Source organism: Streptomyces fractus (assembly GCF_049844455.1).
Taxonomy (GTDB): Bacteria; Actinomycetota; Actinomycetes; order Streptomycetales; family Streptomycetaceae; genus Streptomyces; species Streptomyces fractus.
This window is the reverse complement of record NZ_JBMYHI010000002.1, coordinates 9,257,596-9,278,251: the sequence shown is the minus strand read 5'-3', so window position 1 is coordinate 9,278,251 and position 20,656 is coordinate 9,257,596. Positions and strand designations below refer to the sequence as shown.

The 20,656-nt window shown below is 71.6% G+C and carries 19 protein-coding genes; 2 read left to right on the top strand and 17 right to left on the bottom strand.

Annotated features, from left to right (window positions below; translation table 11 throughout):
* Positions 1–9 precede the first annotated feature (9 nt).
* The 5 genes from ACP4E5_RS44265 to ACP4E5_RS44245 all read right to left on the bottom strand — a co-directional run bounded on the left by ACP4E5_RS44265 (position 10) and on the right by ACP4E5_RS44245 (position 4,545).
* Entirely contained in the window at positions 10–837 is an 828-nt protein-coding gene (locus ACP4E5_RS44265) for an SCO6745 family protein (RefSeq protein WP_425840335.1), read from the bottom strand.
* An 85-nt stretch (positions 838–922) separates the two neighbouring features.
* The gene (locus ACP4E5_RS44260) at positions 923–1,948 is read right to left on the bottom strand and encodes an NAD(P)-dependent alcohol dehydrogenase (protein ID WP_425840332.1); all 1,026 of its coding nucleotides are present in this window, start codon (positions 1,946–1,948) and stop codon (positions 923–925) included.
* A complete protein-coding gene (locus ACP4E5_RS44255) occupies positions 1,945–2,688 on the bottom strand; it encodes an iron-sulfur cluster assembly protein (RefSeq protein ID WP_425840330.1) in 744 nt (247 codons plus the stop codon). The genes ACP4E5_RS44260 and ACP4E5_RS44255 overlap by 4 nt, the downstream gene beginning before the upstream one ends.
* A gap of 1 nt (position 2,689) precedes the next feature.
* On the bottom strand, positions 2,690–3,691 hold the full coding sequence (locus ACP4E5_RS44250) for an amidohydrolase family protein (RefSeq protein WP_425840327.1): 1,002 nt from the start codon (positions 3,689–3,691) through the stop codon (positions 2,690–2,692).
* Positions 3,692–3,741: 50 nt separating this feature from the next.
* On the bottom strand, positions 3,742–4,545 hold the full coding sequence (locus ACP4E5_RS44245; RefSeq protein ID WP_425840324.1) for an acetoin reductase: 804 nt from the start codon (positions 4,543–4,545) through the stop codon (positions 3,742–3,744).
* Positions 4,546–4,764: 219 nt separating this feature from the next.
* Between ACP4E5_RS44245 and ACP4E5_RS44240 the strand changes: the two genes are divergently transcribed.
* Positions 4,765–6,567: a sigma-54-dependent Fis family transcriptional regulator gene (locus ACP4E5_RS44240; RefSeq protein WP_425840322.1), complete on the top strand. Its 1,803-nt coding sequence runs from the start codon at positions 4,765–4,767 to the stop codon at positions 6,565–6,567.
* A 25-nt stretch (positions 6,568–6,592) separates the two neighbouring features.
* Here ACP4E5_RS44240 and ACP4E5_RS44235 read toward each other — a convergent pair whose 3' ends face one another.
* Complete coding sequence (locus ACP4E5_RS44235) at positions 6,593–8,026, bottom strand: DEAD/DEAH box helicase (RefSeq protein WP_425840319.1); 1,434 nt, start codon at positions 8,024–8,026, stop codon at positions 6,593–6,595.
* Positions 8,027–8,307: 281 nt separating this feature from the next.
* On the opposite strand from ACP4E5_RS44235, the gene ACP4E5_RS44230 reads away from it, so the two are divergent.
* Positions 8,308–9,006, top strand: coding sequence for a phosphatase PAP2 family protein (locus tag ACP4E5_RS44230; RefSeq protein ID WP_425842139.1), 699 nt, complete (start codon positions 8,308–8,310; stop codon positions 9,004–9,006).
* A 2-nt stretch (positions 9,007–9,008) separates the two neighbouring features.
* Here the strand turns inward: ACP4E5_RS44230 and ACP4E5_RS44225 are convergent, their stop codons facing one another.
* The 11 genes from ACP4E5_RS44225 to ACP4E5_RS44175 are packed head-to-tail and all read right to left on the bottom strand — an operon-like array spanning position 9,009 to position 20,654.
* Positions 9,009–10,343, bottom strand: a complete 1,335-nt coding sequence (locus ACP4E5_RS44225) for a glutamate-1-semialdehyde 2,1-aminomutase (protein WP_425842136.1) — start codon at positions 10,341–10,343, stop codon at positions 9,009–9,011.
* 16 nt (positions 10,344–10,359) lie between these two features.
* Positions 10,360–10,911 carry a dTDP-4-dehydrorhamnose 3,5-epimerase gene (rfbC, locus tag ACP4E5_RS44220; RefSeq protein WP_425840316.1) on the bottom strand — a complete coding sequence of 184 codons (552 nt, stop codon included), beginning with the start codon at positions 10,909–10,911 and terminating at the stop codon, positions 10,360–10,362.
* Positions 10,908–12,134: a polysaccharide pyruvyl transferase family protein gene (locus tag ACP4E5_RS44215; protein ID WP_425840313.1), complete on the bottom strand. Its 1,227-nt coding sequence runs from the start codon at positions 12,132–12,134 to the stop codon at positions 10,908–10,910. The genes rfbC and ACP4E5_RS44215 overlap by 4 nt, the downstream gene beginning before the upstream one ends.
* Positions 12,134–13,090: a glycosyltransferase family 2 protein gene (locus ACP4E5_RS44210; protein ID WP_425840310.1), complete on the bottom strand. Its 957-nt coding sequence runs from the start codon at positions 13,088–13,090 to the stop codon at positions 12,134–12,136. The genes ACP4E5_RS44215 and ACP4E5_RS44210 overlap by 1 nt, the downstream gene beginning before the upstream one ends.
* Positions 13,087–14,406, bottom strand: a complete 1,320-nt coding sequence (locus tag ACP4E5_RS44205) for an MATE family efflux transporter (RefSeq protein ID WP_425840308.1) — start codon at positions 14,404–14,406, stop codon at positions 13,087–13,089. Before ACP4E5_RS44205 ends, ACP4E5_RS44210 begins: the two co-directional genes overlap by 4 nt.
* The gene (locus ACP4E5_RS44200; RefSeq protein ID WP_425842133.1) at positions 14,403–15,656 is read right to left on the bottom strand and encodes a DUF4910 domain-containing protein; all 1,254 of its coding nucleotides are present in this window, start codon (positions 15,654–15,656) and stop codon (positions 14,403–14,405) included. Before ACP4E5_RS44200 ends, ACP4E5_RS44205 begins: the two co-directional genes overlap by 4 nt.
* Before the next feature lie 32 nt (positions 15,657–15,688).
* Positions 15,689–16,714 (bottom strand): NAD-dependent epimerase/dehydratase family protein, encoded by a 1,026-nt coding sequence (locus ACP4E5_RS44195; RefSeq protein ID WP_425840306.1) that lies wholly within the window; start codon positions 16,712–16,714, stop codon positions 15,689–15,691.
* A gap of 3 nt (positions 16,715–16,717) precedes the next feature.
* Complete coding sequence (locus tag ACP4E5_RS44190) at positions 16,718–17,395, bottom strand: PIG-L deacetylase family protein (RefSeq protein WP_425840303.1); 678 nt, start codon at positions 17,393–17,395, stop codon at positions 16,718–16,720.
* Positions 17,392–18,186: a glycosyltransferase family protein gene (locus tag ACP4E5_RS44185; RefSeq protein WP_425840300.1), complete on the bottom strand. Its 795-nt coding sequence runs from the start codon at positions 18,184–18,186 to the stop codon at positions 17,392–17,394. Before ACP4E5_RS44185 ends, ACP4E5_RS44190 begins: the two co-directional genes overlap by 4 nt.
* Positions 18,183–19,433 (bottom strand): class I SAM-dependent methyltransferase, encoded by a 1,251-nt coding sequence (locus tag ACP4E5_RS44180; RefSeq protein WP_425840297.1) that lies wholly within the window; start codon positions 19,431–19,433, stop codon positions 18,183–18,185. The genes ACP4E5_RS44185 and ACP4E5_RS44180 overlap by 4 nt, the downstream gene beginning before the upstream one ends.
* A complete protein-coding gene (locus ACP4E5_RS44175; RefSeq protein ID WP_425840294.1) occupies positions 19,434–20,654 on the bottom strand; it encodes a glycosyltransferase family 4 protein in 1,221 nt (406 codons plus the stop codon).
* Between the last annotated feature and the right edge of the window lie 2 nt (positions 20,655–20,656).

The following is a 20,656-nucleotide window of genomic DNA, read 5'->3' as shown; positions in this document are numbered from 1 at the left end:
CGGGGCCTGTCACCGCGATCCCGCGGCCACCAGCGTCGCGGTGACGGGTTCGAGCACGGCGATCAACTCGTCGAGTTCCGCGGGCGGGAGAGCGTCGTACGGCGGCGCGGCGAGTTCGTCGGTGAGGGCCTCGATGCGCTGCTTGGTGTCTCGCCCCGCGTCGGTGAACCGTCCCTCGGCGTCGACGAGTCCGCGCTCGCGCAGGCCGTCCATGACCGCGGCCAGCCGTTCCTTCGGCAGATGATGGATGCGCCCGAACGACTCCGGCGGGTGGATGCCCATGTCGAGCGCGGACAGCACGTGCGCCTCCGTGCCGCCGATGCCCGCGCCGAGGAGAGCGGCGATGTGACCGTCGGCCCGGTGCTCGCGCAGCATCGTCGCGGAGTGCCACAGCCGGGCGACCGGATCGCTCGGCACCGGCAGGCCGCGCATCCCGGCGTACATCACCCGGCCTGTCGTGGGCGCGCTCGTCGCCGCCTTGGTGGTCAGGTCGGCGGCGCGCACCAGGCCCGGGGAGCCGGCCGCCTCGGCACCGAGGATCCGCCGAAGTGAGGCCGCGCTCCCCCGCTCCCGCGCGGCGACGGACGCCTCGGGCGGGATCGTCTCCCACGCGCTGGGGATGTGGCGCGCGGCCTCCCCGTCGGCGAAGGAGTAGAAGGCCGCGTCCACGACCTGCGCCGGCACCCGCCCCAGCGGCGCGGCACGGCTGGCGAAGTAGCCGTCCCAGTAGGTGCGGTGGCCGAGCGCGGCCAGCTCCTCGTTGCACTCGTCCGCGAAGAACGTGACCAGGCAGATCGGCTCCAGGAGCTCGAACATGCGACGGGCGGTGTGAGTCATGGCCCCCATCATGCCGGGGGCCACGCAGGCCCGCCGGATTCTCCGCGACAAGCCGGGGCGCGCGTCCGGCGCCCGTCCGGCGCGGTCAGGGCGTCAAGATCGCCCTTCCCCGAATGCGTCCGCCCTCCAGGTCGTCGAGCGCGTCCTGGAAGCGGTCGAGAGGGTACTTCGCGGTGTGCAGGCGGACGCGGCCCTGCGCGGCCAGGACCATCAGTTCGCACAGGTCGTTATAGGAGCCGACCAGGTTGCCGATGAAGTTGATCTCGGCGGAGATGATGTCGATGGTCGGGACGTCGATGTTCTCGCCGTAGCCGACCACGTGATAGTCGCCCGCCTGGCGCAGCATGCCGACGCCGTCCTTGGTGGAGCCGCCCTCGCCGACGAAGTCGATGACCGCCTCCGCCCCCTGTCCGCGGGTCAGTTCGCGGACCCGGTCGACGTGGCCGCCGTCGGCGATGACGCCATGGTCGGCCCCGATGGACGTGGCCAGGGCCACCGCGTCGGGGTTGCGGTCGACGACGAGGAGCTCGGCGGCGGTGAGGGCCCTCAGGACCTGTACGCCGATGTGGCCGAGGCCGCCCGCGCCGATCACGACGCAGCGGTCCCCCGGCCGCAGCTTGCGGGCCGCCTTGGCCGCGGCGTGGTACGCGGTCAGGCCGGCGTCGGCGAGCGCCGCGACGTCGGCCGGTTCAAGGGAATCGTCGATCCGCACCACGCTGCGCGCGGAGGTCTTCAGGTACTCGGCGTAGCCCCCTGCCGTGTCGATACCCGGGAATTGGTTGTTCTCGCAGTGGACGTCGTCGCCCGCCCGGCAGGCCCGGCACAGCCCGCAGGTGATCAGCGGGTGCACGATGACCTTGTCGCCCTCGGCGACGTTGGTGACGGCGCTGCCGACGGCGTGGACCCAGCCGGCGTTCTCGTGGCCGATCGTGTAGGGCAGCGTCACGCCGGACTTCTGCGCCCACTGCCCCTCGAGGATGTGGATGTCGGTGCGGCACACGCCGGCGCCGCCGATCCTGACGATCACGTCGAACGGGCCGGTGACCTCGGGGGCCGGGACCTCGGCCATCTCGAGGTTCTTGCCGTAGCCCACGACCTGGACTGCCTTCACGAGACGTTCTCCTTCGATTTCGACTGCGACTGCGACTGCGACTTCGACGTGCCGGAGTGCGCGTAGCGGGTCCGCAGCAGCCCCCGGCAGAAGTGCGCGTTGCCGTCGATCGACACCCGGACCGCGCGGGCGAAGCGCAGCCGCAGCGGGATCTCGCCCGGCGGGACACGCCGCCCTTCCTCGTCCACCAGCACCGGGTCGGACGGCGCCACGCCGAGGCCGAGCGCCTCCCGTCGCCGCAGCAGCGCACCGGATGTCGCCGCGTCGGGGAGGTCGCCGAGGACCACGTCGTGGAGGTCCTCCTCGGCGAGGTCGGGGTTCTGCCGCAGCAGGAGCGTCAACGCCCGCTCCATCGCCGCGGTATGGGCTTTGCGGCGGAACGTCAGCCGCAGCGCTTCGAGGTCCTTCTCCGCCTCGGCGCCGAACGTGCCGCGGTAGCCCGCGTCGGCGGCGAGGCCTTGGTTGATGAGGTCGGAGTCGTGGTGGTCGTCGAGCAGCACCACGACGTCGCGCGTCCAGGGCAGCGCCGTGAGCGCGTCCTTGGAGTCCGAGGCCATCAAGTAGGCGAAGTTGGGCGAGCAGAACGAGGTGGGGAGCCTGAGGCGGACGGTCAGCGCCCCGTCGGGGGTCAGGGTCACGGATTGTACGAAGCCCAGGTCGGTGATCGGCTCGTCCAGTTCCGGGTCGAGGACGGCGTCCAGTGCGGAGCGGGCGGAGCGTTCCCGTGCGTCGGCGTCCATGTCAGGCCACCGCCGGTGCGTCCACGCCGAGGCCGGCGGGGACCTCGATGTCGTACATGGCCGCCGCGTTGAGGCCGAGGATCTTCTTCTTCTGCGCGAGGGTGATCGGCGCGTACTCGGGCGTCATGTCCTCGGGGATCTGGAAGTCGACGAACCGCTCGATCAGCCAACGGGGCGTCCAGAGCGCGTAGTCGCTGGAGAACTGGATGCGGTCCTCGTCCAGCCAGTAGAGGAGTTCGCCGATGATCTGCGCGAAGTACCGCGGCCTGCTGTGGATGAAGGGGATCGCGACGGCGAGGCCCGCGTGCACGTTGGGTTCCTGCGTGGCGATCCAGCAGAAGTCCTCGAGGCGGGGCAGCCCGCAGTGCTCGACGACGAAGTTCATCTCGGGGAACCGCGTGGCCACCTTGTCGACGTCCGCGACGTCGAAGGCGTCCCTGTCGAGCGGACGGATCGTCGGCCCCTTGTGGACGTGCACGTTGTTGATCCCGAGTTCCTGGCACACCTCGAGATAGCGGTACGTCCACGGGTCGTCGAGCTTGTAGCCGCGGCTGTCGCCCTTCCACTCGGCGGTGTACAGCTTCACGCCCTTGAGCTGGAACCGCTCGGCGTCACGCCGCAGTTGATCGAGCCCCTTCTGCTCGTACCGGGGGTCCCAGGAGTGGTTGTACGTCAGCTTGTCGGGGTGCCGTCGGGCGAGCGCGAAGGCTTCCTCCGTCTGCCCGAAGCCGCTGCGGTAGAACGCACCCAGGCGTGCGGGCTGGAAGATGGCGTGGTCGACGTACCCGTCGACGAAGAGGTCCTTCATCAGGCGCTCGCCGCCGTAGTAGAGGTACTCCTCGTACGGCCACAGCTCCGATTCCGGGCTCAGGTTGCGGTGGTAGTCGTAGAAGCAGTCGATGAACTGCTTTCCGTGGATGTTGAGTTGGTTCTCGGGGCGCGCGTCCCAGAGCGCGATGTGCGCGTCGACGATGAAGTAGTTCTCGCCGTCCTTGGAATACATCTGTCTCCTCCGGTCCTCGGTTCCTCGGTTCCTGGATTCCTCGGTGCGCGTCAGGAGAACTGGATGCCGCCGTCGATCATGACGGACTGGCCGGTCATGTAGTCCGAGTCACGCGAGGCGAGGTACGAGACGAACGACGCGACGTCCGTGGGCTCCTCGACACGGCCGAGCGCGATCGCCTCGGCGTACTTCTTGATGGCGTTGCCCTTCTGCAGGCCCTCCTCCTGCGCGAGGCGCTCGTCGATCAGGTCCCACATGTCGGTGCCGACGATGCCCGGGCAGTACGCGTTGACGGTGATGCCGTGCCGCGCCCATTCCATGGCCGCTGCCTGGGTCAGACCGCGTACGCCCCACTTCGACGCCGAGTAGGTGCCGAGCAGCGCGAACGGGCGGTACGCGACGATCGACGCAGCGCCGATGATCTTTCCGCCGCCGCCCTGGGCGATCATCTGCCGTGCGGCGGCCTGGTAGGAGAGGAAGACGCCGCGCAGGTTCACCGCCATGACCTGCTCGAACTCGTCGACCCCGGTGTCGAGGAGCGGAGTGACCCTGGCGATACCGGCGTTGGCGACGTAGACGTCGACCTTGCCGAAGCGTTCCGCGACCTCCGCGACCAGCGCGTCGGTCTGCTCCTTGTCCGACACGTCGGCGTGCACGGCGAGGGACCGGCGGCCGGTCTTCTCGATGCCGGCCGCCACTTCGCCGAGCTCCGCGCTCATGCCGGGGAGGTCGGCGACGGCGACATCGAGTCCGTCGGCGGCCAGCCGCTCGGCGATGGCGCGCCCGATGCCGCGGGCGGCGCCGGTGACGATCGCGGTACGGGGTGCGTTCTCGGCGGAAGTCAGAGAAGTCATTGGGGGCTCCTGTGCTCGACGGCGAGCGGCCGCACCCGTTGTGCGGCGCCGGTCATCAGCGTGGAGGCCGCGGGCTCCGTCGAGTTTTTCAATGTGGAACACACCGGGCCCCACTCCCGTATCAGCGCACGGAAAACGCACAAGGAGTCTTGGCGAACGGCCTGGTGTCGGGTACGAACACGTTCGTAATATGGCGGAAACACGCCCATCGGAGACCCCATGCTCAGTGACAGCACGGAGCGGGACCGGACCATCGCGCGAGCGCGCCTCCAGTTCCTCACGCACGCGGAACCGCCGGCGCAGATCGTGCCCGAGGGCATCCGCAACTCCTGGCAGCGCTCCAAGTACCTGGGGGTCGGAACGGATGAGGTGGTCGTCCCCTATCAGCCGGACTACGACCGGGAGAGCCGCCTGGTCCGCGCCGCCGCGCCCGTCCTCGACCGGCTGGAACAGGCGCTCGCGGGTGAGGACGCCTCGGTGATCGTGACGGACCGCAAGGGCTGGGTCCGCGACCGCCGCGTCGGGGAGAAGCGGCTCTCGACGCACCTTGACCGGGTTCACCTGGCCCCCGGCTTCAATTACGCCGAACAGTTCGTCGGCACGAACGGCATCGGGGTCGCCCTGGAGGAGCGCCGGCCCAACGTGGTCCTCGGCACCGAGCACTTCAACGAACGCCTGCAGAACGTCTCCTGCGCGGCCGCCCCCATCCGCAACTCGGTCACCGGACGCGTCGAAGGGGCCATGAACCTGACGTGCTGGAACGGTCCGGCGCGCACTCTCATGGCGGCCCTCGTGCAGGAGGCGGCCGGTGACATCGAGCGCGTGATGTACGAGTTCAGCAGCTCGCACCAGCGTGCTCTGCTCGAAGCGTTCCAGCAGGTGAGCCACTACGGTGACCGGCCGGTGCTCTGTCTCGGCCAGGATCTCGTGCTCGCCAACTCGGCCGCCTCCGCGCGCCTCACGGGCGACGACCACCGGCTGCTGCACGAGGCCGCCGCCGAACTGGGGCACGCGCCGCGCACCCGAACACAGGTGCAACTGACCGGTGGGGAGAGCGTGTTGATGCGCTGCCGCCAGGTCGACAGCTCAGCGGGCGCGGCCGGCTACCTGCTGGAGCTGGCCTTCGCGGACCTCCCCTCCGGCGGGCACCGGCCGCGTTCCGGATCCCGTACGCGGACGGAGCAGGACGCGAGCCGGCCGTGGCCGCTGCCTGGACTCGCGGGAACGGACCCGGCGTGGAACACCGTCTCCCGCACGGCGTCCCGCTGCGCCCGCGATCGGACGCCGCTGCTCCTCCACGGCGAGGCCGGAACGGGCAAGTCCGCGCTGGCCGGTGCCGCTTACGCGCTGACCGGGGCGGCCTCGGCTCCCGTCATGATCGATGCCGCGACCATCGGGGCCGATGCCGGGGGCGACTTGCCTGCCGCGCTGCGCGAGGCATCCACGGGGGCGGGCCGCGCGCTGGTCCTTCGCCACGTCGACGCCGTGCCCACGGAGCAAGGACCCGCCGTCGCCCAGGCCTTGGACGCCGCGGCGGCACAGGGCACCTGGGTCGTGGGCACGCTCCGCCACGCGCACGGTGTGCCGGAGCCCCTGAGGCGCTGTTTCGTCGAAGCGGCGGGCGTTCCCGCCCTGCGGCACCGTCTCGCGGACCTTCCCGCCCTGGTCGGCTGTCTGCTGCGGCGCGTCGGCGCGGACGTCGAGTGCGCGCCGGAGGTGCTGCCGCTGCTGCGCCGGCACGACTGGCCCGGCAACATCCGCCAACTGGACGCCGCCCTGCGCGAGGCCGCCGCGGGCCGCCGCACCTACCGCGTCGAACTGAGCGACCTGCCGCCGTCCCTGCACAGCGCGGGCGGCCGCTCACTCAGCGCCTGGGAGGCGTCCGAACGCGACACCCTGGTCCAGGCCCTGCTGGCGGCCGACGGCAACAAGTTGTTGGCGGCGCAGCGGCTCGGCATCTCCCGGACGACCATCTACCGGAAGATGAGGTCCTACGGCATCACACTGCCCGCGCGCGGCTGAGTCGGAGACGCCGGGCGCGCCGGTCTCAGCCTCCGCGCCGTACCCGCGCCGCCTTGCGCGCCTCCGCGAGCTTGCGGGCCTCGTTGGTCTTGCGGGAGCCGCGGGAGCCCGAGCCGGAGGAGCCGGTTCCGGAGCCCGAACCGGAGGCGTTCTTCGGGTCCTTGGTGCTGCCCAGGCCGCGGAACGGGGTGTTCTGGTTCTTGGGGCGCTGGGCGGGGCCGCCGTCGAGGGGCTTGCCCGAGGGGGCCCTGGCGCCGGTGATGCGGCTCAGCTCCGCCTCGCCGGACCGCACCTTGGTGACCTTGGCGGTGACGTCGGCGTCCGCCATGACCTGGCTCGTCTCGCGGCGCTGGCCCGACAGGACGAGCGAGACGACGGTGCCGGAGCGGCCGGCGCGGGCCGTGCGGCCGGCGCGGTGCAGGTAGTCCTTGGGGTCGGTCGCCGGGTCCACGTTGACCACGAGGTCCAGGTCCTCGACGTGCAGGCCGCGTGCGGCGACGTTCGTCGCCACCAGCGCGGTGATCTCGCCGTTCTTGAACTGGGCCAGGGTCCGGGTGCGCTGCGGCTGCGCCTTCCCGCTGTGCAGCGCGGCCGCGGCCACACCGCTGGCCCGCAGATGCCGGGTGAGCTGGTCGACGCCGTGCTTGGTGTCCAGGAAGAGCAGGACGCGGCCGTCGCGTGCGGCGATCTCCGTGGCGACGGACCAGCGGTCCGGGCCGTGCACGACGAAGACGTGGTGCTCGATCGTGGAGACGGAACTGGAGGACGGGTCCACGGAGTGGACGGCCGGGTCGCGCAGGTAGCGCTGGACGAGCTGGTCGACGTCGCCGTCGAGGGTCGCCGAGAACAGCATGCGCTGGCCGTCGGGACGCACCTGGTCCAGGATCTCGGTGACCTGCGGCAGGAATCCCATGTCGCACATCTGGTCGGCCTCGTCCAGGACCGTGATGCCCACCCGGCCGAGGCGGCAGCCCTTGCGCTCGATCAGGTCGTGCAGCCGGCCGGGCGTGGCGATGACGACCTCGGCGCCGTCCCGCAGCGTGGCGGACTGTCGGCCGATGGACACGCCTCCCACCACGGTCGCGAGCCGCAGCCGCAGCGCCTCGGCGTACGGGGTGAGCGCCTCGGTGACCTGCTGCGCCAGCTCCCGGGTGGGCACCAGCACGAGGGCGAGGGGCTCCTTGGGCTGCGCGCGCCGCCCGGCGATCCGGGCAAGCAGCCCGAGGCCGAAGGCGAGCGTCTTGCCGGAGCCGGTGCGGCCGCGGCCGAGTACGTCGCGGCCCGCGAGCGCGTTGGGCAGCGCCGCCGCCTGGATGGGGAAGGGCTTCGTCACGCCCTGCTCGTCGAGCGTGCGCAGCACGGTGGCCGGAAGTCCGAGTTCCGCGAAGGACGTCACGGGAGGGGTGCCCGGCGCGTCGTCCTGCTGCCGGGCGTCGTCGGCACGTGCTGATTCGCTCACAGAGAGTCTTCCTCCGAGGATGGGACCGTACCGGGGAAGGCGCGGCGGGGACGCGGCGGCCGGCCGACGGCCCTCGACGGGGCACCGGCGCGGCTGCGCTGCAAACGCTCAACGCTAGCACGGGGCGCCGACCGCCCGTCACTCGTCACACCGGCGGCCCGCCTCTCCCCCGGTGCAACACCCCTCCCTACTTGGGGAGTTGAACCGGTGACACGGCCACGGGGCGGATAGGGTCGCCTAAGGGCGGGTGGGACACCACGGGGGGAGTCGCGTTGGAACACCTGGCTGAAGCGGGGCCGGACAGCGGCCGCCACGGCGACGCCGATTCCGGGCCCGTGCCGGTGCTGCCGGGCGCGCTGCGCGCCTGGCTCGGGTCGGTCGCGGCGCTCTCCGTGCTCGTGGTCGCCCTGATCGGGGTCATGTACGCCGGGCACAGCGAGTCCGGCCGGGTGGACCGTTGGTTCGTTCTGCCGACGGACGACCGTGTGCGGCCGCCGTGGCTGGGCGTCGCCCTGGCCGTGGACTTCCTGGGGGAACCCCTCGGCGCGGTGCTCCTTGTGCTGGCCGCCGTGGCGTGCTGTCTGGTGCTGCGCCGGCCGCGCGCGGCGGTCCTGGTGGTCGCCGCTGTCGTCCTGACCACGGGAACGGTGATGGTCATCAAGTCGGTGGTGGGGCGCACCATCCATGGTCCGGAGAACCTGTCGTATCCGAGCGGGCACACCGCCTTTCTGACCGCGCTCGCCCTCGTGGGGGCGCTGGTCGCGGTCGGGCGGCTCGGGCTCGGCAGAGCGGCCGGGGCGTGTCTCGTGTTCGGCGCGGCGCTGGTCGCGGGCGCGGGCATGGGGTGGGCGCAGGTCGCCCTGAGCGCGCACTATCCGACGGACACCGTCGGCGGCTGGTGCACCGCCCTTGCCGTGGTGCCCGCCACCGCGTGGCTGGTCGACCGCGTGGCGGACGCCGGTCGACCGGCACGCCGCTGACGTCAGACCAGGTGGCGGAAGACCGGCTTCACGGGCCGCCCGCCCAGCCACGCCGTGGGGTCGCCTGCGTCGAGCGCCTTGCGGTACACCTCGCAGGCCTTCGCCACGACGTCGACGGTTCGGTCGATGTCTGCGTCGCTGAGCGCACTGCTCACCACGAACGACGGGGCGAGCACCCCGCCGGCGAGAAGGCGGCGCAGGAACAGGGTGCGGTACAGCTGCGACGGCTGACCGTTCTCGTCGAGGGTCGCGAAGACCAGGTTGCTGGCCCGTCCCCGTACGAGGACGTACTCACCGATGCCCGCGCTCGACGCGGCGGCGCGGACCCCGGCGGCGAGCCGCTCACCGAGGGCGTGCAGGCGCGCGGTGATGCCCTCCTGCACGTAGGTGCTCTGGACGGCCATGGCGGCGGCCAGGCAGTGGGTCTCCGCGCCGTGTGTCGTGGAGAGCAGGAAGACGCGCTCGCCGGAGTGGCGCAGTCCGCCGTGCTCCATCAGGTCGCGGCGCCCGGCCAGCGCCGAGACGGCGAAGCCGTTGCCGAGCGCCTTGCCGAACGTGGAGAGGTCGGGGACGACGCCGTACAGCCCCTGGGCGCCCGCCGCCGACCAGCGCAGGCCGGTGATCATCTCGTCGAAGATCAGGACGCAGCCGTACCGGTCCGCCAGCTCGCGCAGTCCGGCGAGGTAGCCGGGCGGCGGTTCGACGTGGGCGGCGGGTTCGAGGATCAGGCAGGCGACGTCGTCGGCGTACCGGGTGAGGAGCTCCTCCGTGGCGGCCAGATCCCCGTACGGGAAGGAGACGGTGAGGTCGGTCGTCGACTCCGGGACGCCCGCGGACATCGGTGTGGTGCCGATGAACCAGTCGTCCGTGGAGAAGAACGGGTGGTCGGCGCAGATGGCGACGCGGCGGCGCCCCGTGGCGGCGCGCGCCAGGCGCACCGCGGCGGTGGTGACGTCGGAGCCGTTCTTCGCGAACTTGACCATGTCGGCGGTCGGCACGGTGGCCAGGAAGCGCTCCGCGGCCTCGACCTCGACGATGGACGGCCGCACGAAGTTGCTGCCGCGGTCGATCTCACGGCGCACCGCCTCGTTCACGCGCGGGTGGGCGTGGCCGAGGCTGACGGAGCGCAGCCCGGAGCCGTACTCGATGTAGCGGTTGCCGTCGATGTCCCAGACGTGCGCGCCGTGGCCGTGGCTGATGACCGGGGCGAGGTGTTCGGGGTACTGGTCGTCGCCCTTGGCGTAGGTGTGCGCGCCGCCGGGGATCATCGCGTGCAGCCGTTCGTTGGCCGACCGCGACCGCGGCAGCTGGAACTCTTCGGTCTCCGACCTGTCCATGGTGGTCACGCCGATCTCAACTCCCCTTCTGTTCAAGGACTTCGGCGAGGCGCGGCGCCTCGCGGTCCCGCTGCGACATCGAGGTGACCGGGAGCGGCCACGGGATGGCAAACTCCGGGTCGTCGAAGGCGATCGTCACGTCCTCCGCGGGATTGTGCTCCCGGTCGATCCGGTACGAGGTGTCGGCGGTGTCGGTCAGCGCCTGGAAGCCGTGCGCGCATCCCGCCGGGATGTACAGCGTCGTCTGCTCCTCGCCGGACAGCTCGAAGAAGGCCCGGTTGCGGTACGTCGACGAGTCGGGCCGCAGGTCCACGACGACGTCGAAGATCCTGCCGTACGAGCAGCGCACCAGCTTGGCCTCGCCGGCGCCGGAACGCAGATGCAGTCCGCGCAGCACCCCACGGACCGAGCGGGACACGCTGTCCTGGACGAAGGCGTGCGGGTCGAGGCCCAGCGAGCGGAGCACTTCGGCGTCGAAGGTGCGGCAGAAGAAGCCGCGTTCGTCGGCGTGCGGCGTCGGCTCGAGCAGGAACGCCCCGTCGATCTCAGGAACTTCGATCGCTCTCATGATGTCTCCCGTGTGATGTGCGTGCGGCCGGCCGGCGCGAACAGGGCGGCGGTCAGGGCGGTGAACTGGTCATCGACGCGCCGGGCGACGTCCTTGTTGCGTTCGGCGAGTGTCCGCCGCAGTTCGACCGATCGCTGTTCCAGGTCCCGGAACTGTTCGAGGAGCCGGTCGGCGTCGACCTCGCGGGCCGGGTGGCAGTACTCGCCGAGTCCCATCAGCGCCATGAGGTCGTCGCTCTTCGCCGAATAGCTGACGGCGAGCGTCGGTGTGCCGACCTTCAGCGCACTGACCAGATTGTGGTAGCGGGCGGCCACCACCGAGTCGGCGGCCGCCACCTCCTTCATCAGGTCGGCGAGCGAGGCCGCCTCGGCGGCGGTGACCAGCGGTGAGTCCACCGCGTCGATGATCGCGGAGGCCACCGGCCGGTCGAGTTCGTCCCCGGTGAGCAGCCGGACCGGCCTGCCGTCCTCGACCAGCGCCCGGACGAACCTGGTCGTTCCGTCGACGTAGCGCCGGTGGATCTCCTCCGCCCGGTCGCGCTCTTCGCTGCTGCCGTGGAAGGCCATCACGCCGACGCAGACGGTGCCCGGGGAGTCCGAGGGCGTGCTCGGCGGCGTCGGCAGCGCGAAGGTGAGGTCCGGGTAGACCTCGTCGCGCGTCGTGTTCACGCCCATCGCCCGTACCGCGGCGCGGGATCCGGCGCCCCGGAACGACCGGTATCCGGCCAGCCGCGCCGACCACCGCACCAGAGTGCGGGTCGCCCGCTCACCGATCTCGGAGGAGCCGACGGTGACCAGCGCGACCCGGGTACGGAACAGCCGCCCGCCGGCGCAGAGCAGGAACAGCGAGTACGGCAGACCCCACGGCCGCAGCGGCAGCGTGGACTCCAGGACGCCCGTGCCCGGGACGATCACCACGTCGTGCCGGCGCACCCAGGCGACCGTGCGGACGGCGTCGACGAGTTTGCCCAGCGCCTTCGCCACGATCGCGCCCGGGCTCGACGCGGTCCGGTACTCGCCGCGATACCAGTTCAGCCGCGTCGCGGGGACCCCGTACCGGCTCGCGACGATATCGGGGACGCCGCACATCGCGTCCAGGCTCGCGTCCGGGTGCTCGGCGTGCAGAAACGCGAGTATGGCCTCCAGCGACGCGTCGTTGCCGTGGTTGCCGGAGCCGAACAGGCCGAACAGGCCGACGCGCACCGGAGTTCTGTCGACGGACATCACGACTGCCCCTCTTCACGGCCCTCACGGCCGGCGACGACCGCGTCCACGGAGACCGTGTGCAGGTCCGGGTCGACCGGGGCACGATCCTCGACCCGCTCGCCGGCCCCCGACCTGGTCCGGCTGGACATCCACGCCGCCAGGTGGCCGTAGCACGCGCGCCGGTCGGCCACGGACAACGGCGCCCGCCGGATCGCCGAGACGAAGCCGAGGACGTACTCGGCGAGCAACCGTGGCGTCGGGTGCAGCGGCCCGGCCCGGCGCGGGTCCAGGTTGACGCACCGGGCGCGCTTGGAGGGGTTCGCCCGCTCGGCGCGGGTGGGGTGGTCGCGGCGGAAGTACAGCAGCTCCGGCACCTGGTGGAAGCGGCCGTGCAGCGCGATCTCGGCGACGAACGTGCGGTCCGCGTGGTGGTAGCTGCCGAGCGGCTTCACCCGGCGCAGCGCGTCGGCCCTCAGCACCCCGTAGAAGTCGTCGCCGCCGGGCTCGAACAGCAGGCTGCGGAAGCGCTCGGGCGGTCGCTTCGAGTCGGTGTCGAGCGTGTACGTGTACGGGACCTTCACCTTCCCGTTCTCGTCGATGACCGCCTGGTCGGCGTGCGCGAGGATGACGTCCGGCCGCTCGTCCAGCGCCTCCACGCAGCGCCGCAGCAGGTCGCGGGCGTACAGGTCGTCGTGCGAGGCCCACTTGAACAGCTCGCCGCGGGACTGGGTGAACACGTGGTTGTGGTTGGGCGTGGCCCCCACGTTCCGCGACAGCCGGATGTAGCGGATGCGGGAGTCCTTCGCGGCGTACTTGCGGCAGATGTCCTGCGTCGCGTCGGTCGAGGCGTTGTCGGAGATGACCAGCTCGAAGTCCTCGTAGGTCTGGCCGAGCAGCGCGTCCAGCGACTCGGCGAGGTACTCCTCGCCGTTGTAGACGGGCAGACCGATGCTCAATCGGGGATGGGCGGTCATGCGGTCCTCACTTCACTGGTGGTGTTCTGGTGGCGCTCGCGCAGGGCGGACCGCAGTTGCAGCCACCACACGGCCGAGGCGACGAGGTTCGCGGCGGCGACCCCCCAGGCCGAGCCGGTCGTGCCGGCGAGGGCCGCGCCGCCGAGCCCGCCGCTGACGTAGCAGGCGGAGGCGAACAGTTGGCAGCGCAGGCTGCGCCGCGCCGCGGCGAGTGCGCGCAGTCCGGCTGCCGCGCCGACGCCGAGCCCCGCGCCCGCGACACCGACCGAGATCGGCACGATGAGGTCGGAGGACGCGTACCAGACGGCTCCGAGCACGTGTTCGCCGAGCTGGTCCGGCACCAGGAGGAGCGCCCCGCCCCACAGCAGCGCGGCGGCGGCGAGTCCACCACCGAGCAGGGAACAGAACCTGGCCAGCCGGTGCGGCGCCTGCCGCAGCACGCGTGCCGCTTCGGGGACGGTGACCAGCGAAAGCCCCATCAGCACGGCGAGGAACGGGCCCATCAGGAGCTCCGCGCCCCGGATCACACCCACCGCGCTGACCGCGACGATCAGGCCGAGCCCATACGCCCGCAGCAGGCTCGCGCCGCTGACGCCGACGTTCTCGACCAGGTACCGGTAGCCGAGGTCACGCTGCTCGCGAAGCCATGCACGCGCCTGCGTCGGCCGGGGCAGGATGCCGGACTGGATGCAGCCGTACGCCCCGGCGACCGCCGCCGCACCGCCCCAGGCGAGCACGAATCCGGCCACGCTGCCCGCGCGCGCCGCCATCACCAGGGCCGGGACGAGCGCGACGCCCCACACCACGTCGTTGACGAACGCCTTCCGGCCGGTGCCCGCGGCGAAGAAGGTGAACCGCCACGCGTCCTGCAGCAGCAGCCCCGGCATCACCACGCCGAGTCCCACGAACGCGTTCCCGACGCTGTCGCCGAGACCGAGGCCGATCACGACGGACGCCGCTCCGAGGGCGGTGCCGACGCCGAGCGCGGTACCCGTGGACCGGGCGGTCGCCGCGCGCCAGGACGCCTCCGGCACGCCGCTGAAGCGCACCACGAGCGGGTCGGTGGCGAGCCCGCGCGAGACGTTGAGCACGACGCCGTACGTCACCCAGACCAGGCTGAACGCGCCGAACGCGGACAGTCCGAGCGAGCGCGCTACGTACATTCCCACCAGGAAGTTGGACATGCTGGAGGCGGCCTGGTCGGCGAGTCCCCAGGACAGCCGCCCGGCGATGGCCCGCCTGGCGCTCGGCCGGGCATGTCCGGCCTGGGCCGGCGCTGCCGTCATCTTGTCCCCCTTGGCGGTCGTCGGTGTCATGCCTTGACCAGCCCGGCGCCGTGCAGGGCGTCGGCCGCGTCGGCGACGGTGTCGAACGGCAGCCCGGACCGCTCGGCGATGTCCAGGAGGCTGTGCTCGCCGTCGGACAGGTTGAGCACCCAGAGCATCGCCATCTGTGCCTGCTTGGTGTCGCTGCGCCCGCCGAGCGCGTCGTAGAGCCCGCGTCTCCCCAATTGCGGTTCTCCATAAGGACTTTGGTTCAGGTAGCGGCGGTTGCGGTCGAGGACGGTGAACGCCTCGCGGCAGACGGCGAGAGTGTCCGCCATCGCCTCCGGGGAGACGAAGTCCAGGTCGTCCGCGGAGGTGTGGTACTCGGGGTATCCGGCGTACGGCGTGCGGGTCAGCGAGCCCACCCCGAGGTCGAACCCGGGCGAGCAGTACTGCCGCTCGTCGTAACCGTACGGGGTGAACTCCTTGACGGTGTGCGCCCGTTCGGAAGCGGTCAGCACGTGCCGCAGCACCCGGTCGATCTCCGCGTCGCCCTGCCTGCTCTGCTTGTACGTGAGGTCGCCCCGGTCGCCCGCGCAGGCCAGCACCAGACCGTGCTTGACGTGCGCGACCCGCTCCTTGTTGCGGGCGAGCCAGGTGATCGCCCCGATGGTGCCGGGCGCGAAGATGAACCGGTAGGTGTAGTACGGGGTCTGCTCCGCCAGTGCGCGGGCCAGGTAGGTCGCCACCGCGATGCCGGCCAGGTTGTCGTTGGCCAGCGAGGGGTGGCAGACGTGGCAGGAGACGATCACCTCGTCGGGCACCTGGCCGGGCACCACGTGCTCGGCGTAGGTGAGGTGGCCGTCCTCCAGCGTGGAGTCGACGCGCACCTCGTACTCGCCGTCCGGCAGCGCGTCCAGGGTTTCCTGGGCGAGGCAGAAGCCCCAGTCCGGCTTGTAGTAACTGGTGCGGTACGGCACCCAGTTCGGGTGGTCGGGCAGCGTGTGCAGGTGGGCGCGCAGCTCGGCCAGCGGCATCGTCGCCGACACCGGGACGCTGTAGCCGAGTACGTGCAGGCTGGACGCGGCGAAGTCGACGACGCGCTTCCCGGACGCGTCGGCGATGTACGCGTCGCGGATGTTCCACTCCTGCGGCACCGTCCAGTCGAGGACCTCGGTCCCCGTCGGCACCTCGTGCACGTCGAGCGGGAGGTACTCGCCGACGATGGCAAGGGTGGCGCGCACACCGTCGCCGGTGATGCTCCGGCAGAGCGGATACATCCGCTCCACCAGCTCGTGCATCGCCTCGCCGACGCCTTCTTTCACCTGCGGGGTCACGGGCGCCACCGCAGGGTGTCGTCGACGGCGCCGGTCTCTGACGCGGCGCGCAGCACGGCGAGGCGGGTGAAGCGGTTGTCGAAGTCGTCCTTGGTGAGGTCGAACTTCCGGTAGGCCTCGGCGAGTTCGAGCGCGCCGCGCAGCACCGTCCACTCGCAGTCGAAGCCGGGTATCGCGGCGCGGAAGCGGGCGAAGTCCACCCGGTAGGAGCGCGGGTCGGCGCCGTTCTCCCCGGTGATCCGCACCTTCGCGCCGGTCACCGCCTCCGCGACCTGCTCGGCGATCTCGGCGACCGTGACGTTGTTGGTCTCGCTGCCGATGTTGAACGCCCGGTCGTGGACCGCCTCGCGGGGCGCGGAAAGCGCGGCCGTGAAGGCGCGGGCGATGTCGGCGGCGTGCACGAGCGGGCGCCACGGCGTGCCGTCGGAGAGGACGAGCACCTCGCCGGAGAGCAGCGCGTGGCCGACGAGGTTGTTCAGGACGATGTCGGCGCGCAGCCGGGGCGAGTAGCCGAAGGCGGTCGCGTTGCGCATGAACACCGGCGTGAAGTCGTCGTCGGCGAGCGCGTGCAGGTCGTCCTCGACGCGCACCTTGGACTCCGCGTACGGGGTCACGGGGCGCAACGGGGCGTCCTCGCCGACGAGTTCGTCGCCGCCGGCCGCGCCGTACACCGAGCACGTCGAGGCGTAGAGGAAGCGCTTGACGCCGGCCTCGCGGGCGAGGCGGGCCAGGTGGACGGAGGCGTGGTGGTTGATGTCGTAGGTGAGTTCCGGCGCCAGGGAGCCGAGCGGGTCGTTGGACAGCGCGGCCAGGTGGATCACGGCGTCGACACCGGCCACGTGCTCGGCGGTGACGTCGCGCAGGTCCACCCGGTGCCCCTGCGGGTCGTCGGGGGTCGGGCCGAGGACGCAGTCGGCGAACAGGCCGGAGTCGAGGCCGACGACGTCGTGTCCCGCGGCCTTCAGGACCGGGGCCATCACGGTGCCCAGGTAGCCCTGGTGTCCGGTCAGTAGTACGCGCAAGGTTCAATCCCCCAGAGTGAGAGCGCCCGCAGCGGGAGCGCCCAGGTCGAGCGTGAGTTTGGTGACGGCGAACGCCTCGGCGTAGCGCTCGTGGCATTCGATGCCGCGGATGCGGGCGAGGCCGAGGAAGGCCTCGCGGTCGTACCAGGGGCGGTGGCGCTGCGAGGCGTAGTGCTCCTGGAGCAGCCGCACCTTGTCCTCGGCGGTCTCCGGGGACAGCGGCTGGTACGCGGACATCCGGCCGAGGTCGCCGTCCCACTTGACGATCTCGTAGCCGAGCACGAGGTGGTCGCGGAAGGCGGTGGGTATCAGCCGCGCGAGGCCGCGGTGGTCCTGGTGCGCGTCGTCGGCGCGGGGGGCGAGGACGAGGTCCGGGTCGCTCTCCAGGCGCAGTTCCTCGACGGCGGACTTGGCCTCCTCCCAGTACGCGGGCAGCCGCCCGTCGGGCAGCTTGTGCACGGTCAGGCGCAGGTCCGCGCCCGGGCAGAAGGCGGCGAGCGCGGCCCGCTCCTCCTGCTCGCGATCGGTGCCGCCGCCGGAGAGCACCAGCGCGTCGACGCGCAGGCCCGGCCGCGCCCTGCACAGCGTGAGCAGGGTGCCGCCGGCGCCGAGGGCGATGTCGTCGCAGTGCGCGCCCACCGCGACGATCCGGTCCGGGCGCCCCGCGCCGAGGCGGATCACGCGCTCACCCCTGCTTCGTCCCGCTCCCACACGGCCCAGGGGCGGTCGCCGTGCGCGTAGCCCGCGTCGAGCGCGGCCCGCTCCTTGACGGTGTCGGTGGGCTTCCAGAAGCCGCGGTGCTGGTGCGCCACGAGGCGTCCCTGCTTGGCCAGTTGGGCGCATCCGTCGGCGACCAGGTCCCCGTTCTCCGGTATGTGGTCGAAGACCTCCTGGCGGAGCACGAAGTAGCCGCCGTTCTCCCACAGCGGCAGCTCGCTGACCGCGGTGATGCCGCCGACGAGGCCGTCCGCGCCCAGGTCCACGCAGTGGAACGAGGACTGGGGCGGCACGACCATCATCGACGCCCCGGCGTCGCGCACCGCGAACCGGTCGACCATCTCGTCCAGCGGCGCGTCGGTGAGGACGTCGGCGTAGTTGGCGAGGAACATGTCGTCGCCTTCGAGGTGGTGGCGGACCCGGCGCAGGCGTTCGCCGATCGGTGACTCGATGCCGGTCTGCGCGAACGTGATCGTCCAGTCGGAGATGTCGTTGGAGAGCAGCTCGGTGCGGCCGCCGCGCAGCACGAAGTCGTTGGACGTCGTCTCCTCGTAGTTGAGGAAGAAGTTCTTGATGTGGTGCGCGCCGTAGCCGAGGCACAGGATGAACTCCTTGTGCCCGTAGTGCGCGTAGTACCGCATGACGTGCCAGATCAGCGGCCTGGGGCCGACCATCGCCATGGGCTTGGGCACGTCGTCGTCGGCGCCGCTGCGCATCCGCATCCCGTAGCCGCCGCAGAACAGAACGACCTTCATGCTGTTACCTCTTTCCTGGGCGCCTCGACGATGCTCAGTTCCGGGATGGGGAAGACGAGGCGGCCGCCCCAGTCGTGCACGAACGCCAGCTGCTCGGTCAGCTCGGTCCGCAGGTTCCACGGGAGGACCAGGACGTAGTCCGGCTTGTCCTCGGCGATCCGCTCGGGCGGCAGGATCGGGATGCGGGTGCCGGGGGTGAACCGGCCGTGCTTATAAGGGTTGCGGTCGACCGTGTACGCGAGCAGGTCGGGGCGGATGCCGCAGTGGTTGAGCAGCGTGTTGCCCTTGCCGGGGGCGCCGTAGCCGACGACCGTCCTGCCCTCTTCGGCCGCGGTGATGAGGAACTTGAGGAGGTCGCGGCGGACCTTGGCCACGCGGGCGGAGAACTCGGTGTACCCGGAGAGCTCCTGGAGCCCGGCGGCCTTCTCGCGGGCCAGTACGTCGACGACGCGCTGCGAGGGCTCGCCCGCGACCTCGGCGGGCCGGGCCCACAGCCGGATGGAGCCGCCGTGGGTGGGCAGCAACTCGACGTCCACGAGGGCGAGTCCGCCGCTGGCGAGCGCGCGGACCGCGGAGGCGACCGTGTAGTACTGGAAGTGCTCGTGGTAGATCGTGTCGTACTGGTTCTCCTCGATCAGCGTCAGCAGGTGCTGCACCTCGATGGAGACCCAGCCGTCGTCGGCGACCAGGGCGCGCAGGCCCTGTGTGAAGCCCACGACGTCGGGGATGTGCGCGTACACGTTGTTCGCCGTGACCAGGTTCGCCGGTCCGTGCTCGGCGCGGACGGCCGCGGCGGTCTCGGGCGACAGGAACTCGGTGAGTGTGGGCACGCCCTTCTCGCGCGCGCTCGCACCGACGTTGACCGACGGCTCGATGCCCAGGCAGCGGATCCCCCGGTCCACCACGTGCTTCAGCAGATAGCCGTCGTTGCTCGCGACCTCGACCACGAACGCGTCGGCCCCCAGGCCCGCGCGCCGGACGGCGTCGGCGACAAAGGTCCGCGCGTGCTCCACCCAGGACGTCGAGAACGACGAGAAGTACGCGTACTCCTTGAACGTCTCCTCCGGCGTGATCAGCGGCGGGATCTGCGCCAACCAGCAGTCCGTGCAGACACGCAGGTGCAGCGGGAACGCGGGCTCCGGCGCGTCCAGTCGGTCCGCGGCGAGAAAGCTCTCGCACGGCGGTGTCGCCCCCAGATCGACGACGCTCGCCAGCGTCGACGAGCCACAGAGTCGGCACTGAGTCATTTACTGCCCCCCATTGTTTCCGTCCCCCATTTGTTCCGACCGGCCCGCGATGGCGGAGCGGTACTCCTCTTCCAGGCGCTCCAGGCCGATGGCCGGGCTGAAGTGCTTCTCGTAACGGCGCCTGGCCGCCTGGCCCATGTCCCGGACCAGGTCCGGGTCGCGCGTGATCCTGCGGATGCAGGACACGAGCGAGGTGATCTCGCCCGGCCGGTGCAGCAGCCCGGTGGCCCCGTCCTCGACGAGTTCGACGAAGGCGCCGTGGCCGGAGGCGACGGCCGGGACCCCCGCCGCCATCGCCTCCACGACGACCAGGCCGAACGCCTCCATCCACGTCGAGGGAGCCACCACGGCGACCGACCGCGCGACGACCTTGCGGCACTCCGCCGGGTCCAGCAGGCCGGCGAAGTGCACGTCGTCCCGGCCGGCCGCCCAGGCGGTCACCTCCGCCTCCAGCGGCCCCGCCCCGGCGATGACGAGCGGCACGCCCACCCCGCCGCCCGCCCTGACCTCGTCCCACGCGGCCATGAGCAGCCGTACGCCCTTGGCCTCCGCGAGGCGGCCGAGGTAGAGCAGATGCTCGCCCTCGCCCTCTCGGTAGACACCCGGGTCCGGCACGAAGTTGTGCTTCAGCGCCAGCCGTTCGGCCGGCATCCCGGCCCGCATCAGGACGTCACGCTGCGACGTGGAGATGCAGAAGAACCGCGTGACGCCGGACCACCACCGCCGCCGGTTGGCCGACAGGCTGATCGCGAGCGGCACCGTCGCGAGGCGGGAGTCCCGGTAGCAGCCGTGCCGGACGGCGGGCAGCGGCGTCCCGCCGACGCACTCGGTGCACGGTTTGCCGTCCCGCTGAAGCGTGCCGGGCGGACAGACCTGGGTGTAGTTGTGCAGCGTGGCGACGGCGGGCACCCCGGCGTCCGCGCAGGCGGCGAGGACGGAGGGCGACAGCAGCGGGAAGACGTTGTGGACGTGGACCACGTCGGGGCGCGAGCTGCGCAGCAGGGCGGTGAACTCCTTGCGGACCGCCGGGTTCCACGGCACGAGGAGCGGCACCGCGACCTTGCCGAGCAGGGACCGCGCGGCGATGTCGTCGCTGCGCCGTTCGAACAACTCGACCCGGTGGCCGGCCGCGCGCAGCAGCTCCACCTCCTGGTCGACGACCTTGTTCTCGCCGCTCGGCTGCCCCGAGGAGTAGCGGTTGTGCACTACGAGGACGTGCATGC